Below are 16,034 nucleotides of genomic sequence, written 5' to 3' on the forward strand. Positions count from 1 at the left end.
GGGACGATACACGCCCAGTATGTGGGGCGTTTCGTCAGCCCGGCGTGCACCAGGCGGCGGCGCGCTTGCCCAGGAAGGCACCCAGGCCCTCCTGGCCCTCCGCGGACACGCGAAGCCGGGCGATCAGCGCCGCGTTCTCCACATCCAGCCTTTCGGCCTCGGCCTCATCGGCATCGGCCATGCGCAGAGCCAGGCGCTTGGCCTCGGCCTGGGCCACCGGGCCGGCCTTGGCCAGCAGGGCGCGCGCCGCATCGACGGCCTCGTCGAGCTGTTCCGGCGCAACACACTGGTGCAGCAGGCCGATTTGTAGCGCGGTGGCGGCATCGAACAATTCGCCGGTGAGGAACAGCCGGCGGGCCTGGCGCAGGCCGATGGCATGGATGACATACGGCGAGATCACCGCCGGCACCAGCCCCAGCTTCACCTCGGTCAGGCCGAAGCGCGCACCACTCACGCCGATGGCGATGTCGCAACAGGCGATCAAGCCGACGCCGCCGCCATAGGCCGCGCCGTTGACGCGGGCGATGGTGGGCTTGGGCAGGTACTGCAACGTGCGCATCAGGCGCGCCAGGCGCAGGGAGTCCTCGCGATTCTCGGCCTCGCTGGCCGAGGCCATGCCGCGCATCCAGTTGAGATCGGCACCCGCCGAAAAGCTCGCGCCTTCGCCGGTCAGCACCACCACGCGCACGCCTGCATCGCGGCCGGCGTCTTCCAGCGCCGCGGTCAGTTCGGCGATCAGGCCGTCATCGAAGGCGTTGTGGACCTGTGGCCGGTTCAGGGTGATGCGGAGGCTACCGGCGTAGCTGGCGACTTGGATAGGACTGTTCATGCTTGGCTCCATCGAGGAGGTGGGCATCTTAGGCCTTGTTTGGCCATTTGGCCTGCCTGTCACGATGGAAGGCAGCCGATGTCAATGCGTGACAGGTTCGTAACGGGCATTGACAGATGAGCGTAAGGGCACTTGTTGTTTTGGGGAGCCAGTTCTTGAGCAAAAGCCGTCCCCAGTCTCCTGTGTCGAGATCTTGTTGGCTGCATTACTTTGCAAATTCAATGCCTTATGAATTTCATGGCGACTTGTTCGCGGCGTCTTGCGCAGCTGCTGCGAGGCACGTTGCCAGGGGGCTCTTGAACATGCGAATTTTGCCGCGCTGGTTATCCAGCTAGGGATTTGATTCGTCAAAGGATGGCGACGTGGAACAAGGACGTGGGTTGAGCGGGGCGGGTTTCCGCCGCGTGTTGGTTCATAACTCGGTGTTTGGCTTGCTGTTGGCGATTTTGCTGTTGCCTTCGGCACTTGTCTCATTCGAGGCTTTCATCTGTGGGCTGCCCGCATGGCTGGCGTTGCTGGCCGTGGTCAACAGCCGGCGGGCCGTGGCATGGCTCGCGATTCCTCTCGTCCTCTTCCTGCCCGCTGTGCTGCATTACCAGCACGTCGCACAAATGGCGCCAGGCGAAAGTTTGTGGCTCATCCTGTTCAACTCCAGCCTCGCGGAGGTACTGGAATACTTGGAGCCTTTTGCGCTGTGGTTGTCGGTATGGGCGGTCATCAGTTCAGCCTTGCTATGGCTCGCCTGGCGTTGGATGCGTGGGCCAATATTCAGCAGGCAGGCCATTCGATGGGCGTGTGTAGCGCCACTGCTGATGCAGGTCGCGACTTTTCCCACATGGGTGGCCTCGCAACAACCTATGGTCGCGACGAATTGGCACTTCCACATGTCGTATCCCTGGAGCTTGTTGACGGGCTATGTGCAGGCCCGCATCGAGCTGGCGGAGTTTGCCCAAATAGAGCGGGTCGTCGCGGCATCGAGCAAGGTGAAGGTCAATCAACTTGCGAGCGGGCGTGGGCCGCGCACCATTGTGTTGGTGATTGGGGAGAGTGCGCGCCGAGACCGACACGGTATCTATGGATACCCAGTGCAAACGACGCCCATGGCTGAACGAACCCCTGGCCTCGTCGCGTTCTCAAACGTAATCTCCCTGCACTATCACACCGTGGATGCGGTGCCGGTGATTCTTGCCAAACGCAGGGCCTGGAATACTGGATCCCAAGATCATCCGAATCTGATAAGCAGCTTTGCGTCGGCCGGATTCCGCACCTTCTGGATTAGCAATCAAGCAGCAATGGGGATGGATGACAGCGCCGTAGCGGCCTATGCCAGTTTTGCCGATGTGCAAATATTTGAGAGGCCGCTCAGTCGTTTTGGCTTGATCGCATATGACGACGTTTTGCTACCTCGTTTTTTCGCTGCACTGTCGGGTAAAGCAGATGATCGGTTCATCGTGCTCCATCTATTTGGAAGTCACGAGCGCTTCAGCCAACGCTATCCATCCGAATTCAATGAATTTCCGGACTCTTATGACAACAGCATCCTCTACACGGATGCAATTCTCGGGCAGGTTATGCAATCTCTCAGCCAAATGCCCGGCGAGAGTGCCATGGTCTACCTGTCGGATCATGGACTAAAGCTTGGGGAGTGCGATGGCTTGAGGGAACATTTCGATTCCAAACAGGCTTTCGAGATTCCGCTTTATGTCTGGACATCCTCGTCATGGCAGGCTGCACATCCTGCTCAATGGGCGCAGGCAAAAGCCAATCGCGACTTGCCTGCCACGACGATGAACGTGTTTGACACGCTCATGGATCTCGCCGATCTACGCTATCCGCAGTACGACGCTGGTTCGTCCTTGCTTGCTGCACATCCCGAGACCTCCAAGCGCATCGTCGCTGGCTCGTTCGGGCTAGTCGATTACGACCACGCAAGTAACAACAAACAGTGCCATCTCGTTCCGAATGTCGACGTGAGGCCACGAAGCACTGCGCCCTGAGGGCAGCCCTGCGAGTCGTCTGCAAGTTCGCTATGTCGGATTCAGTCCTTGCTCGGCAGCGTCAGGAATTCCGCGGCCTGAAGCGCGGAGCCTTGCCAGTGGGCTGGCGCCACGTTGCGCCACCACGGCTGCACCACATCGATATGCGCCGGCTCGACCGGGTCGCCCAGGCGCGGCATCAACAGGCCTTCCGGCGCCTTGGCCAGCAACACCTCGGCCGGTTCCGCCCAAGGATGCATGGCCAGGTTGAATGTGCCCCAGTGCACCGGTAGCAGGCGTCCGCTGCCGAGCTGGCGCCAGGCCGCGATCGCGTTGTCCGGTCCCAGGTGCACGTTGCCCCAGGATGGATGGAACGCCCCGACCTCGATCATCACCAGGTCGAATGGGCCCAGGCGCTGGCCGATCTCTGCAAAGTGCGGGGAGAGGCCGGTGTCGCCGCTGAAGTACACCGCGTGGCGTTCGCCGCGCAAAGCGAAGGACGACCACAGCGTGGCGTTGCGATCCTTGAGGCTGCGACCGGAGAAGTGGTGCGATGGAGCCGCAGTGATGGTGAGGCCGCGGGGCAACGTGGCGCGCTCCCACCAGTCGAGTTCGGTGATGCGTTGCGCCGGGACACCCCAGGCTTCCAGATGCACGCCCACACCCAGCGAGGTGATGAACGGGACATTGAGCCGGGCCAGTGCGCGGATGCTGGGATAGTCCAGGTGATCGTAGTGGTCGTGCGAAATCAGCACGGCGTCGAGCGGAGGCAAGGCATCGATCGCCACCGGCACCGGCTGGAACCGCTTGGGTCCCATGAAGCTGAAGGGCGAGGCGCGGTCACCCCACACCGGGTCGGTCAGCACGCGCACGCCGTCGATCTCCAGCAGCACCGTGGAATGTCCAAGCCAGGTGGCGCGCAGGCCGGTATCGGGGCGCTGGCTCCAGTCTGCCCGCGGATCGAGTGACGGCAACGGACGCGATGGCGTGCGTCCCTCGCCGCGAAAGATGAAATCGACCAGCGACGGTCGCTCGTCCGTCACGCGCGGCGTGCTGGAGGGATACGTGTTGACGAAGCCACCGTCGGCGTATTGCGGTGACGCCTGCATGCGTTCCAGTCGGGCGCCATTGGCGTGTCGGGTGAACCAATCCATCGATGAGGTCTTCAGCCTGAGTCGTGAGGTATCCCTCTGGATTCTGGCGATGGAGCTGCCAGGTGCCCCATCCCAGGGGTACGGGGATTTCTATCGGGGCGATGGGGGTGGTTCGCAAGGCGCGCCGTGGCGATCCTGGCTGGCGCGAACCTGACAAAAAGCTAAAGAACTGATCGGGCACGCCGATAAACCGCGCCGAGGCTCACGGTGAGCGTCCTTGATTGATACCGGAGAGAGACATGGAAGGGTGGAAGCGCAGTTTGACGTTGGGCCTTGTGACGGGGGTGCTGGGCGCTTGCAGTAACGCCTCACCCCCGGCCCATGGCGAAGCGGGCACGTTAAACCAAGCGGCTATCTGCGAAGTACGCCAGTGGCAGCACGACGTCGTGGCGGCGGCCTGCAAGCCCGGGCAGAAAGTGGCATTTCTGCCGGAGACCTTTGGAAACGAACAGCTTCCCGTGTTGTTCGCGGCGGTCAATTGCGACCTGCGCTATACGGTCGCCCTCACCACTGGCGGCGTCACCTGCATCTACGTCGGGCCGCTCGCGCCGGACACCAAATCCGAGCCTCAGAAGTAATCGCGGCCCCATGCCCGTTGCCTGTCGCTCCGCTCGCGCTGGCGCGACTGAACTGTGCGGGCGCATGGCCAAGCAAAGGAGACCTTAGCGAATGAACAGGATCGGTAAGATCGGCATGGGCGTGATCGCTGCCATGCTGGCGATGACGGCGTATGCCGATGGTCCGCAAAATGCCCAGGAACAGGCCCTGATGGAGAAGGTGCGCCAGGCCTACGCCAAGCAGGGCCTGCAACTGACGCCTGAGCAGGAACAGCAGCTACTGCAGCGTTATCGCAATCAGATCGGGCAAGTGATCCAGGCGCAGGCGATGATCAGCTCCGGCGCGATGCCGGCCGTGGGCACGCCGCTGGCTCCGGTCAGCGCGCCGGTTGCCAACCAGGCGGCGGTGCCGCTCGACCAGTTGATCCGCCCCTTCGAAGGTAGCGCGGCTCCCGCCACGTTCGAGCGCAAGCCAGATGGATTTCTGGCCAACGGGCGACCCGTGCTGGACCCGCAGGGCCGCATCGTCGATTTCGCCGGCAACGTGGCTACTGGCGATGTGACGTACTTCGTCGAGCAGGCGCCGGGCAGCCTCATCGTGCGCTTCATGAACGTGAATAGCGCGCTGCCGGCAGTGACGATGGGCCAGCTGAGCAAGCCGGCGGGCTATCGTTTCATCTCCGTGGATGGCCAGCAGATTGCGGGCGACCAGATCGTGCCCACCGGACGGGGCCTGGTCGTGGCGCGGCAAGGTGCGGTGTTCAACGAAGTCTTCGGGCGAGGTATCACGACCCAAAGTCTGCCTGACGGCTACACGCTCGCGCCCATGCAACACGGTGACGTTGCAGGCACCGGTTACGTGCTGCTTCGGCGCGCACCGCAGGCTGACAATCAGGCCAACCCCTTGACTGGCATGGGGCGCCTGGTGCGTTCCATCGCCGGCAAGAGTCAGGATAGTGATTACGCGCTGTTCAATTTGCAGAACGGCCGCCTGGTGACGCTCAACCGTTCGGTGGATACCGACAAGGTGGGCGAGGGCACGGGTTGCCAGGCCAAGACCAAGTTCGTGAACAAGTGCTCCGGGTGGACCTCCCAGGAGTCGGTGTGGGAGAAGGATGGCATGCCCAACTTCGGCCACTACTACTGGGCGGTGCAGTGGGTGCATACCGCGGATGGCCCTACCGCCGTAGTCATGGAAAACGGCGTGCGCGAAGTGAACGTGATCCGACTCGACTCCGGGACGCGGGTAAATGCCTTCCAGCGCGGGCTGGGCATAACCAATTTCGTGGTCAGTCCCACGCCCGACGGCAGCATCAGCGTGAACGGTCGCTGGATGTTCCAGGATCATGTGGTGGCCGATATTCGTTCACTGTTCAATGGCACGGCAGCGCCGGTCCAGGACTGAGTAGGGGCGGTGCCAGGCTGGCACCGCCATTTCCTGCGGGCATCACACGCAAGTTTCGTCGCCGGTGTGTGGCGACAGCCAGTCGCGCTGCAGCGGGTTCGCGAGTACTGTACAATGCGAACCATTCTTATTTGAGTTGCTGACGAGTGCGCCTGTCCGACCTGCCCAAAGGGGCTACTGCTGTGGTGGACCGAGTGGACGATGCCCATGCTTCCGACCCTATCGCGCAACGCCTGCGCGATCTGGGCTTCGTGCAGGGTGAGCCGGTGCGGCTGGTGGCCGTGGGGCCGCTGGGTGCGGATCCGTTGCTGGTGCAGATCGGTTCGACGCGTTTTGCATTGCGCCGCGCCGAGGCCGCTCGCGTCATGGTGAATTCGGAGACTGCAGCATGAGCGCCGGCACCGTTCGCATCGCCCTGGTGGGCAACCCCAACTGCGGCAAGACGGCGCTGTTCAACCAGCTCACCGGTGGTCGCCAGAAGGTGGCCAACTATGCCGGCGTAACCGTGGAGCGCAAGGAGGGCCGCTTCACGGCGCCTTCCGGCCGCGTGCTGCAGGTGCTCGACCTTCCCGGCACCTACAGCTTCGACGCCACCAGCCCCGACGAGCAGATCACCCGCGACGTGCTGGAAGGCAACTACCCAGGCGAGTCGGCACCCGACCTCGTGGTGTGCGTGGCCGATGCCACCAACCTGCGCCTGCACCTTCGCTTCGTGCTGGAGGTAAAGCGGCTGGGTCGCCCGGTGGTGCTGGCGTTGAACATGATGGATGCCGCGCGGCGTCGCGGCGTGGTGATCGACGTGCCAGAGCTGTCGCGTCGCCTGGGCATGCCGGTGGTGGAAACCATCGCGGTGAAGCGCGACGGCGTGAAGGCGCTGATCGCGCAGGTGGACGGTGAGATCCCCGAAGCGCCGGCCGCGCTGCCGGACGATCCGGCCAGCCGCGCCGACCTGCATGCGCAGGTGCGCGAACTGCTGGCCGCCACGGTGACCATGCCGCGCGCCACCGCCGAGATGGACGACGCGCTGGACCGCTGGGCGCTGCATCCGGTGTTCGGGCTGGCGATCCTCGCGGTAGTGATGTTCCTGGTGTTCCAGGCGGTGTACGCCGCCGGCAAGCCGATGACCGACCTGATCGGCGACGGTTTCGGCTGGCTGGGCGAGCAGGCCACGGCCTGGATGCCGGCGGGCCCGCTGCAGAGCCTCATCGTGGATGGCATCTTCGGCGGCCTGGGCACGGTGGTCGGCTTCCTGCCGGAAATCCTGGTGCTGTTCTTCTTCATCCTGGTGCTGGAGGAGTCCGGCTACCTGCCACGCGCGGCCTTCCTACTCGATCGCCTGATGGTGTCGGTGGGGTTGACTGGCCGCTCGTTCATCCCGCTGCTGTCCAGCTTCGCCTGCGCCATTCCCGGCATCATGGGTACGCGCAGCATCACCGATCCGCGCGATCGCCTGGCCACCATCCTGGTGGCGCCGCTGATGACCTGTTCGGCGCGCCTGCCGGTGTATGCGTTGTTGATCGGTGCGTTCATTCCCACGCGTCGCGTGCTGGGCGTGTTCAACATGCAGGGCCTGGTGCTGTTCGCGCTGTACGCCGCAGGCATCATCGGTGCCATGGCGGTGGGCTGGGTGATGAAGAAGCTGCGCAAGGATCGCAGCGAGCACGCGCTGCTCATGGAGCTGCCGTCCTATCGCCTGCCCAAGGCGCGCGACGTGGTCATCGGCCTGTGGGAGCGCGGCATGATCTTCCTCAAGCGCCTCACCGGCGTGATCCTGGGGCTGACCGTGCTGATGTGGTTCCTGTCCACCTTTCCGACCCCGCCGGCTGGCGCCACCGGGCCGGCCATCGATTACAGCTTTGCCGGCTACATCGGGCGCGGCCTGCAGTTCATCTTTGCGCCGCTGGGCTTCAACTGGCAGATCAGCGTGTCGCTGATTCCGGCCTTCGCCGCGCGCGAAACGGCGGTAGCCGCGCTGGCGACCGTGTACGCGGTTGGGGGCGACGGCGCCGATGGCGCGGGCCTGGCGCAGGCGCTGGCGGCGAACATCCCGCTGGCCAGCGCACTGTCGCTGCTGGTGTGGTTTGCCTTTGCGCCGCAGTGCATGTCCACGCTGGCGGTGATCCGCCGCGAGACCAACTCCTGGCGCAACGTGGCCATTTCGTTCGGCTACATGTTCGCCGTGGCCTACGCGGCTTCGTTCCTCACCTACCAGATCGCGAACTGGCTGACATGAGTACCGGACTGCTGCTGCAATACGTGGTGATCGGGGTGGCCGTGCTCATCAGCGCGCTGATCACCTTCCGCAAGCTGGCGCCCCAGCTCACCAACCGCTGGCTGGCGGCAGTCGCCCTGCGTTTCGATCGCCCCGAACGTGCCGGCTGGTTGCGTGCATTCGGCCAGAGCCTGCAGCCGAAGCAGGCCACAGGCAATTGCAGCGACGGATGCAGTACGTGTGGCGCATGCGGCCCCAAGCCGCCCGCAGCGGCGCGCGACGCCCAGCCGCTGGAGTTCCGTCCCCGCACGAAATAGGGCGCGTTCGGCGAGGATCAGTGATCCTGCGCCGGTTGGCTGTCCATCGGTGGATTGATCTTGCGCATCGCCGGATCGTCCGGCCTCACCGGCGTGAGGATGCCTACCGTCACCGTGCCCGAATACAGCTCGGTCATGAATTTCGGATCGTAGGGGTCATCGGTTTCGCGCAAAGGCATGTATGCGAAGTAGCCGTCGGTCTGGTGCACACCGGTGATTTCGCCCGGTGTGGTGGCCGCGATGCCGCCGGTGCCGACGTCGTAGGTCGGCGGCGCGTTCTGATTGTTCATGCCGACCACGCCGCCGACCCAAACATGAGCGGCGGTAGAGCCAACGCGCGAACCGGTTGCCGAATAGCGTACTTCGCGCCAGCGCGCCTTGGCCCGGGTCAGTGCGACGGCGTCACCGTAGGTAGGCAGCAATTCCCGCCATATGGCGTTGGCTTGATCGAATTGCTCCGGCGTAAGGTTTGAGTACAACAACTGCTTGGCGTACACGTATTGCGGTTCGCCCCGTTCGGCAGCCAGTGCAAACCAGGCCATGGCCCGCGGCAGGTCCACCGGGGAACCGTGCCCGTTGAGATAGAGCACGCCGAGGTTGTACTCCGCCGGCTTGAAGGCCCACGAGGCCGCCACCTTGTACATTGCGATGGCGTGCTCGTAGTCGTGCCGCTGGTTGGCGAGCGCGCCGAGGTAGAAGAAGTACTCCCCGGGGCGCCCATCATCCGCCGGCATGTTGAAGGGGTCGGTGCGGCTGACGGGAACATCGGGCGTGGCACGATAGCTCACCACCTTGGATGGCGGCGAACTGGTGTCGATGGGAATGGTCGGCAGCGTGGCATCGGTGCCGGCCAGGGCGGCGCCTGTCCACGTCGTCATCAGAGCGCTGAAACACAGCGCATGCCACGTCGTAAGACCTTGCCTTTTCATGACGGCATCTCGCATCGCGAGCCGGAAGTCGCTGACGGATGGAAGCTACTCCCAACCGTGAGGGGGAGCAATTGGCCCAGTGGCTTCAACGCGTTGCCGACCGTGAAGCCTGGTCGGTCCGGCTGGGCGCGACGCTAGCCGTCATGGATGGCTTTGGTCCTCATTGCCGGCAGAGGGGCTGGCCGCGTTCTTGGTGGCGTCTCCGTCGTGTTGGCTGACCTGGGTGAGCTTGCCCACCGACGTCACGCCTGACACCGGCATGACCTTCGGATCGTAGGGATTGTCGCTCGTGCGCAAGGCCTGGTACGCAACCGCGCCATCGCCCATGTGTACGCCGGCAAGTTCCGCGGGGTTGGTGGAGATGTGCCCGCCGTCGTGCACGTCGTAGTTGGGCGAATTCATATGATTGGGCAAGCCGGATGCGCCGCCGACCATGACATGCGCAGCGTTGGAGCCGACGCGTGAACCGGTGGCGTTGGCCAGCGCTTCGTGCCAGCGCGCCTTGGCGCGCGGCAGGGCGGCTTCGTCGCCATAGGTGGGCCGCAGGTCGCGCCAGATCGCATTGGCCTGGTCGAACTGCGCCGAGGTGAGGTGGGCATACACCAGCTGTTTGGCGCGTACGTAAGGCGCGTCGCCGCGCTCCGCCGCGAGCGCCATCCAGGCCATCGCGGTGGGCAGGTCCACCGGTGTGCCCTGGCCGGCGAGGTACATCACGCCGAGGTTGTACTGGGCGGGCTTGTAGGCCCAGGAGGCGGCGACCCTGTACATGGCCATGGCGTGGGCGTAGTCGCCTTTCTTGGCCGCCTGCACGCCGAGCGTGAAGTAATACTCGCCGGGGCGCCCGTCATCGGTGGGCGTGTTGAACGAGCGGGTGTTGTCCTCACCCTGGTCGGGATCATTGACCGGCGCCACCGCCGTTACCGGCTTCTCGTCGACGGGAATGGTCTGGAGGGCAGCGTCCTGCGAGGCGGCGAGGCAGGCGCCAGGGCCTGGCGCGAGAAGTGCCGCGAGGATGGGCAGGGAGAACGTCGAGGTCTTCTTCACGGGCATGGCGGTTCCGTCCATCGGCAGCGTGAGAAATCGGCCCTCGGCACGCTACGCCCGTCGCGGCGGGTTCGCAACGCAGGGTTCCCGGTGGTGCCGGGCACGTGGTCAGCTGCCGGCTTGTTCGTAATGTTCGAGGTGCCGGCTGAAGACTGGCCAGAACGGCTGGGGGAGACGTCCCGACAGCCGGTCGGCCAGCACGTCCAGATGGGTGTGCCAGCCCGCGCTTGCTCCGGCCACATCGGCCTCGTGCAGGCGGCGATGAGTCATCACGAGTCGCACCTCATCGCCTTCGTGGAAGAGCTCGAAGGTTACCTCCGACGGTTCAGTCGGCCGGCCCCAGGTGAGGTCCATCCGGTATGGCGGCTCCCACGCCAGCAGGCGATGCTGGGTGGTCATGCCGTCGGCGTGGGCTTGGAAGCGTTCGGGGGCGTGCACCGGCGTGCGTGCAAGCTCGACGTGGTGGAAGCGCATGGAGAACGCGTGGCCGGGTTGGGTCGGCATGTCGCCGTGGGCCAGCCATTGCCCGCGCTTGTCGGACTCGGCAAGCCAGGCCCACACGCGTTCAATCGGGCCGGGCAGCAGGCGCTCGAAGCGCACGCAGTCCTGCGACAGCCGCAGGTGCGGCGGGCGACGACGGATGTAGTCGCCCAGGTGTCCAAGGATCTCTGCCCAGCCTTGTCGGGTCGCATCAGCCCATTCGGGCAGCACGTCTTCGTGGGTGAGCGTGAGTTCGCAACCCGCGCCCAGTGACGCGATGTCGATCGTCACTCGCGTAAACGCCGCGGAGTAACGTGGCACGGCGAAGGTGAAGACAATCCGCCGTGGCCTGTCGATCTCGACGTACTCGCCGACGTGATCGATGTCCTCGCCGTTACGCCGATCGGTAAAGCAGAAGCGGCCACCCACGCGCGCATCGATCTCGACTCGGATCATCTCGCCAGTGTCCGTGGCGAACAGCCAGCGGCCAGCGGTGGCCGGATCGAGCCAGGCATCGAATACGCGCTCGGCGTTGGCGTCGAAACGCCGGCTGATGCGGAGCGAGCGGAGTACGCCGGTAGTCATCGTGGTTTGGCCCGGGGCAGGGACCCGCTTTCGGCCAAGTCTTCGGCCTTGAGCAGGGCTTCAAGGGCATCGAGCCGGTCCATCCAGAAAGGCTCGTAGAAGCGCAGCCATTCGCCCGCCGCTGCCAGCGGTGCCACCTCAAGGCGACACAGGTGGGTGCGCCCCTTGACCAGGCGTCGCACCAGCCCGGCACGTTCTAGCACCTTCACGTGCTTGGATGCAGCGGCCAGCGACATGGCAAAGGGCGCGGCCAGTTCGCCGATGTTGCGCTCGCCGCCAGCGAGATCACGAAGCATGGCGCGCCGCGTGGGGTCGGTCAGCGCATGGAAGACGTCATCCAGTGCCATGGAGCTTAATTCAACCATGAGGTTGAATGTCTCTCCGGCCGGCACCGAAGTCAACTGGCGACGTCGCTCCCGGTTCAGCGGGCGCCGGCGGGGCTCGGCGGCGGGTCGACGGGCCTCCGATAGCGCAGGCGCAGCTGCTTGCGTTGGCTGAGCAGGTCCAGCACCCAATAGAACATCGCAATGCTGGCAGTGACGGCTGGATAGCGCAGCACCAGCCAGGCAGCCATGCCTGTGACGTAGACAAGCACCAGCAGGTTGACGGCCGGACTGCCCTTCTTCGGTGAAGGGTTGCGCTGGCGGTAGCGCGTGTACGCAAGGCCAGCCGTAGTGATCAGCACCGCCTGTGAAGCGACCAGTTGATCGGCGACGAAGCTCAGCACGAGTCCACCGGCGACCAGCAGCGGAATCATGCCCAGGCGCAGCAGGGGGCGTGGCTGCACCGGCTCTTCGGGGCGCTGCTGCCACAGCCGCACGGCCGTGAATCCCATGTAATACAGCCAGCCGGCCGTGACCAATCCACCGGCCATGAGCGGAAGCCAGGTGTCGCCGGTATTGGGAAATACGTTGCCGCGGAGCGTCAGTACATTCAGCAGTGCGCAGGCCGCCAACAGCATGGCACAACGAACGGCTCCGACGAACACGCGTGGCCACGACACGCGCGAGCGGTCGGCGGTGGCGATGCAGAAGCGGGTGAGGCGCGGATCGAAGTGGCCGTCCAGTCGCGCCGGCACGCCGCCACTGAGGCGCCATGCGAACAGGCCCAGCGAAGCGAGCAGCTTGGGTACCAGTGCGGCAAGGGCAAGCCACCACCATTGGAACGGACGCCGCAGCCAGCGCAGTCGACGTGCCGCCTTGGCGGGATCGCCGTAGCGCTCAGACGGCTCCTTCACCTGCAGCGTGAGCTTGCCGTTGTGGCGGGGTTCCATCAGCCATCGCATGTGCAACGCGGCGACCACCTCACCCGGAGGCTGGCCGGCCTGCGTGAGCAAGGGCACCAGTCCGAAGAAGCTGAGCAGCAGGCTGGAGCAATCCTGCGGCATCGGTGGATGCTCGCGCAGCAGCCGCTCCAGCAGCCTCGGCGCCACCTGCTGGCGGACGCTGAGCGAGAGCAGCGCCGGCTGCACAGAAAGCGTGGCGGCAAGCCGTTCGTCCTCGCCCTGGTCGGCCAGCTCGCAGAACCACTGGAAGAATGCGGCGAGGTCCAGGTGGCGCCGATTCGCGCCCCAGGGCATCACCGGGGGATGGACGTTCTGCACGCGCGCGTGCCGTTGTTGCATGGCCTCGCGCAGTTGCATCAGCTGCAACGGGTCAATGCCGGTCAGCGCGTGGTCCATGCCGAAAAACGCCAGCGTCGCCTCCAGGTTGCTCATGCGAATGGGCGGTGGATCGCGGAACAGGCGCTGCAGGATGGCGCGGCCGGCCTCCTGCTTGAGGCGCAGCGACCACAGCTCCTGGCGTTGCTGCAACCAGTCCTGCACGCCCTGCGCATCGCGGTGGATGGCAATCTCGAGATAGTCGGCCATAAAGACGTCCATATCGAAATGGGACGTCGCGGCCTGGCTGGCGGAGAAGGCCGGGGTGCGAGGCGGCAGGGGCACCGGTACTGGCGGCCTCGGTGCCTGCGAGGGCAGTGGGTGGGTCGGCGGCGGGGCGGGGCGTGGCGCGTGAGGAACGGCTTGTGGCGGCAGGGTCGGCGGCACGGCCGCCGGCCTGGGCATGGCGGGTGGCTCGGCCTCCTCCGCATGTGCTTCAGATATGCGCACCGCAGCCGCCATGCCAGACACCTCGGCTTCCTGCGTCGTCGCTGCCGGCGCATCGTCCAAGTACGGCTCCGGTGCCATTGACGGGCGCGTCGCCTGCCGCTGAGCCCATTCGAGAGCGTTCCGGTACATGTCGTGCAGGGTCTGGAAGCCGACGGGGTCGGTATCGGGGCGCGTGGCCTTCAGCCGCTGCGCGTAGGCCCGCTTGATGGCGCGTTCGTCGGCCTCGTCAGGAAGGCCGAACCAGGCCAGCGGCGAGCTCATGCGCTCGCCTCCAGCGTGTCCAGCGCCTCGCCGAACTGACGACGATGCTCTCGGATGAGGTGGTCGTCCTGGCTGTCGAGGATGGAACGGAAATACGCGATCCATTGTTGCAGTTGGGAGCGTGCGGCAACGTACTCCTCGTACAGGCGCTCGGCACGGGCGAGGATCGCGATGTTCTCCTGCTTGTCGCGCGGATGCACCTTGATGTCCTGCAGCGCGGCCAGGCGTTCGCGGATCTCGGCCGAATCGAGCAGGCCCGGGTTCTGCTCCAGCACCAGCTCATAGCGCTGGCCGGTGGCCATCAGTTCGGCCTCGACCTGCAACACGCCGTTGATGTCGTAGGTGAAGCGCAGGCGCACGGCGTTCTCGGCCATGCTGCGCTTGGGCGGCAGGGGAATTTCCAGCTGGCCGAGCTTGATGTTGCGCTCCACCATCGGGTTCTCGCCCTGGTAGACCTCCAGCGTGAGCTTGGTCTGGTGGTCGCGCATTGGCTGGAACACTTCCTCGCGGCTCACCGGCACCGTGCTGTTGCGGTGGATGATCGGCGCGAAGAAGCCGGTCTGCTCGTTGCCCTTCTCGTCGCGGCGCGACACCTTGGTGCCCAGGGTATACGGGCACACGTCGGTGAGGATCACCTCGTCCAGGCGCTGGTCGCGTGCCTTGAGTCCCGCGGCGACGCAGGCGCCCAGGGCGATGGCCTGGTCCGGATTCACGTGGCGCAGCGGCAGGCGCCCGAACATGCGCGAGACCAGTCGGGCCACCAGAGGCATGCGGCTGGCTCCACCCACCAGCACGATCTCGTCCAACTGGGTGGGCTGCAGGCGGGCGTCGCGCATGGCGCGCTCCAGCGGGGTGCGCATGCGCTGCACCAGCGTTTCGCTGAGCCTGGCGAAACGCTCTTCGTCGATCTGCCAGCCATGGATGTGCTCGCCCTGGCGCCATTCCACGGAAGCCGTGCTGTTGGCGCCCAGTTCGCACTTGGCCTGCTCGAGGCGCCGGCGCAACTGGCCATGCTCCTGCGGGGTCAGGGCTTCCAGCGAGAGCTTTTGGTCGGCGCAGAATGCCGTTTCCAGCACATCGAGGAAGTCCTCGCCACCGAGGAAGTTGTCGCCTGCGCTGGCGTGTACCTCCACGACGCCCTCGAACAGCTCCAGCACCGATACGTCGAAGGTGCCGCCACCGAGGTCGAACACCAGGAAGCGCGCGCCGTCCTGCTTCTCCTGCATGCCGTAGGCGAGGGCGGCCGCGGTGGGTTCGTTGATCAGCCGCTCCACGCGGATGCCGGCCAGTTCGCCGGCCGCGCGGGTAGCCTTGCGCTGGGCATCGGAAAAATAGGCCGGCACGCTGATGACCGCCTCCGTGACCGTTTCCCCCGTGGCGGCCTCCGCATCGGCGATCAGCGAACGCAGGATCAGCGCGGACAGCTCCTCCGGGCGGAAGCGGTGGCTGCCCAGTACCGTTTCGCGCGGGGTGCCCATCCAGCGCTTGAAGGTGGCCACGCTGGCGCCGGGATGGCTGACCATGCGGTCGCGCGCAGCCTGGCCGACGATGACGTGGCCCTGTTCGTCCACGCTCACCACCGATGGCGTGAGGTATTCACCCAGTGCATTGGGAAAAAGCACGGGGCCATTCTCCCCGTACGTACCGACCAGCGAATGCGTGGTGCCCAGATCGATGCCGACGATCATCCCTGACTAGCCCCCTGTGATCTTGCGCCGAGTTTACACGGGGAACCGATGACCGCCCTGTGTCAGCTGCGGGTCGGCTTGGGATGGGTAGAATCTCCTTTCCTCACCGGGAGTTTCCCATGCAGCCCAAGCCGCCCCAGGACAGCAACCTACCCGCTGGCGACAGCACCGAGGTCACTGTGCCCCCCGCCGCACCGCGTCACCTGCCGGTGCACGGGTTGCTGGAAAGCATCGATGTGGCGACCGAGGATGAATTGCTGCACGAGGCTGCGCTACGCGACTCTTGCCTGCGTACGCCGCGCTGAACGGTCAGGCCAGCAGGGTCCTGACGCCCTGGATTCCTATCCGTTCGACGACGGCCGGGGCGGCCACAGCTGCAGCTGGCGCTCGTGCGGCGCAGTGTTTCGATGCCGATCACCGGGATGCGCTCACGCTGGCGCAGTTCCAGGTGCTGACACTGGAGCTCACGCCCGGAGCTTCCCCTTGG

Annotated in this window: 15 protein-coding genes; 7 read left to right on the forward strand and 8 right to left on the reverse strand. The window is 65.3% G+C overall.

Translation table 11 applies throughout. From position 1 onward, the window contains the following. Window positions 1–34: 34 nt before the first annotated feature. Complete coding sequence (locus tag DVU99_RS05855) at window positions 35–829, reverse strand: enoyl-CoA hydratase-related protein (RefSeq protein WP_114239270.1); 795 nt, start codon at window positions 827–829, stop codon at window positions 35–37. A gap of 362 nt (window positions 830–1,191) precedes the next feature. On the opposite strand from DVU99_RS05855, the gene DVU99_RS05860 reads away from it, so the two are divergent. Next, window positions 1,192–2,826, forward strand: coding sequence for a phosphoethanolamine transferase (locus tag DVU99_RS05860; RefSeq protein WP_157971362.1), 1,635 nt, complete (start codon window positions 1,192–1,194; stop codon window positions 2,824–2,826). A gap of 41 nt (window positions 2,827–2,867) precedes the next feature. Here the strand turns inward: DVU99_RS05860 and DVU99_RS05865 are convergent, their stop codons facing one another. Continuing rightward, window positions 2,868–3,959, reverse strand: a complete 1,092-nt coding sequence (locus DVU99_RS05865) for an MBL fold metallo-hydrolase (RefSeq protein ID WP_114239272.1) — start codon at window positions 3,957–3,959, stop codon at window positions 2,868–2,870. Window positions 3,960–4,198: 239 nt separating this feature from the next. Here DVU99_RS05865 and DVU99_RS05870 point away from each other — a divergent pair, with 239 nt between their 5' ends. The 5 genes from DVU99_RS05870 to DVU99_RS05890 all read left to right on the forward strand — a co-directional run bounded on the left by DVU99_RS05870 (window position 4,199) and on the right by DVU99_RS05890 (window position 8,450). Further along, complete coding sequence (locus tag DVU99_RS05870) at window positions 4,199–4,537, forward strand: hypothetical protein (RefSeq protein WP_114239273.1); 339 nt, start codon at window positions 4,199–4,201, stop codon at window positions 4,535–4,537. A 91-nt stretch (window positions 4,538–4,628) separates the two neighbouring features. Beyond that, window positions 4,629–5,921, forward strand: a complete 1,293-nt coding sequence (locus DVU99_RS05875; RefSeq protein WP_114239274.1) for a hypothetical protein — start codon at window positions 4,629–4,631, stop codon at window positions 5,919–5,921. A 146-nt stretch (window positions 5,922–6,067) separates the two neighbouring features. Then, window positions 6,068–6,313 (forward strand): FeoA family protein, encoded by a 246-nt coding sequence (locus tag DVU99_RS05880; protein ID WP_114239275.1) that lies wholly within the window; start codon window positions 6,068–6,070, stop codon window positions 6,311–6,313. Further along, window positions 6,310–8,154, forward strand: coding sequence for a ferrous iron transporter B (locus DVU99_RS05885; protein WP_114239276.1), 1,845 nt, complete (start codon window positions 6,310–6,312; stop codon window positions 8,152–8,154). The genes DVU99_RS05880 and DVU99_RS05885 overlap by 4 nt, the downstream gene beginning before the upstream one ends. Beyond that, window positions 8,151–8,450: a DUF6587 family protein gene (locus DVU99_RS05890; RefSeq protein ID WP_114239277.1), complete on the forward strand. Its 300-nt coding sequence runs from the start codon at window positions 8,151–8,153 to the stop codon at window positions 8,448–8,450. The genes DVU99_RS05885 and DVU99_RS05890 overlap by 4 nt, the downstream gene beginning before the upstream one ends. 17 nt (window positions 8,451–8,467) lie before the next feature. Here the strand turns inward: DVU99_RS05890 and DVU99_RS05895 are convergent, their stop codons facing one another. The 6 genes from DVU99_RS05895 to DVU99_RS05925 form a co-directional block, all read right to left on the reverse strand. Then, window positions 8,468–9,328 (reverse strand): tetratricopeptide repeat protein, encoded by an 861-nt coding sequence (locus DVU99_RS05895; protein WP_198670196.1) that lies wholly within the window; start codon window positions 9,326–9,328, stop codon window positions 8,468–8,470. A gap of 192 nt (window positions 9,329–9,520) precedes the next feature. Next, a complete protein-coding gene (locus DVU99_RS05900; protein WP_114239279.1) occupies window positions 9,521–10,429 on the reverse strand; it encodes a tetratricopeptide repeat protein in 909 nt (302 codons plus the stop codon). 102 nt (window positions 10,430–10,531) lie between these two features. After that, window positions 10,532–11,488 (reverse strand): SRPBCC domain-containing protein, encoded by a 957-nt coding sequence (locus DVU99_RS19905; RefSeq protein WP_198670197.1) that lies wholly within the window; start codon window positions 11,486–11,488, stop codon window positions 10,532–10,534. Further along, entirely contained in the window at window positions 11,485–11,835 is a 351-nt protein-coding gene (locus tag DVU99_RS05915) for a helix-turn-helix transcriptional regulator (protein ID WP_232823471.1), read from the reverse strand. The genes DVU99_RS19905 and DVU99_RS05915 overlap by 4 nt, the downstream gene beginning before the upstream one ends. Before the next feature lie 74 nt (window positions 11,836–11,909). Continuing rightward, window positions 11,910–13,859, reverse strand: a complete 1,950-nt coding sequence (locus DVU99_RS19910; RefSeq protein WP_198670198.1) for a hypothetical protein — start codon at window positions 13,857–13,859, stop codon at window positions 11,910–11,912. Beyond that, complete coding sequence (locus DVU99_RS05925; RefSeq protein WP_114239281.1) at window positions 13,856–15,547, reverse strand: molecular chaperone HscC; 1,692 nt, start codon at window positions 15,545–15,547, stop codon at window positions 13,856–13,858. The genes DVU99_RS19910 and DVU99_RS05925 overlap by 4 nt, the downstream gene beginning before the upstream one ends. Window positions 15,548–15,666: 119 nt before the next feature. Here DVU99_RS05925 and DVU99_RS05930 point away from each other — a divergent pair, with 119 nt between their 5' ends. Continuing rightward, on the forward strand, window positions 15,667–15,852 hold the full coding sequence (locus tag DVU99_RS05930) for a hypothetical protein (RefSeq protein ID WP_114239282.1): 186 nt from the start codon (window positions 15,667–15,669) through the stop codon (window positions 15,850–15,852). Window positions 15,853–16,034: the final 182 nt, after the last annotated feature.

The sequence above is a fragment of the Dyella sp. C9 genome (genome assembly GCF_003332825.1).
Lineage (GTDB): Bacteria > Pseudomonadota > Gammaproteobacteria > Xanthomonadales > Rhodanobacteraceae > Dyella.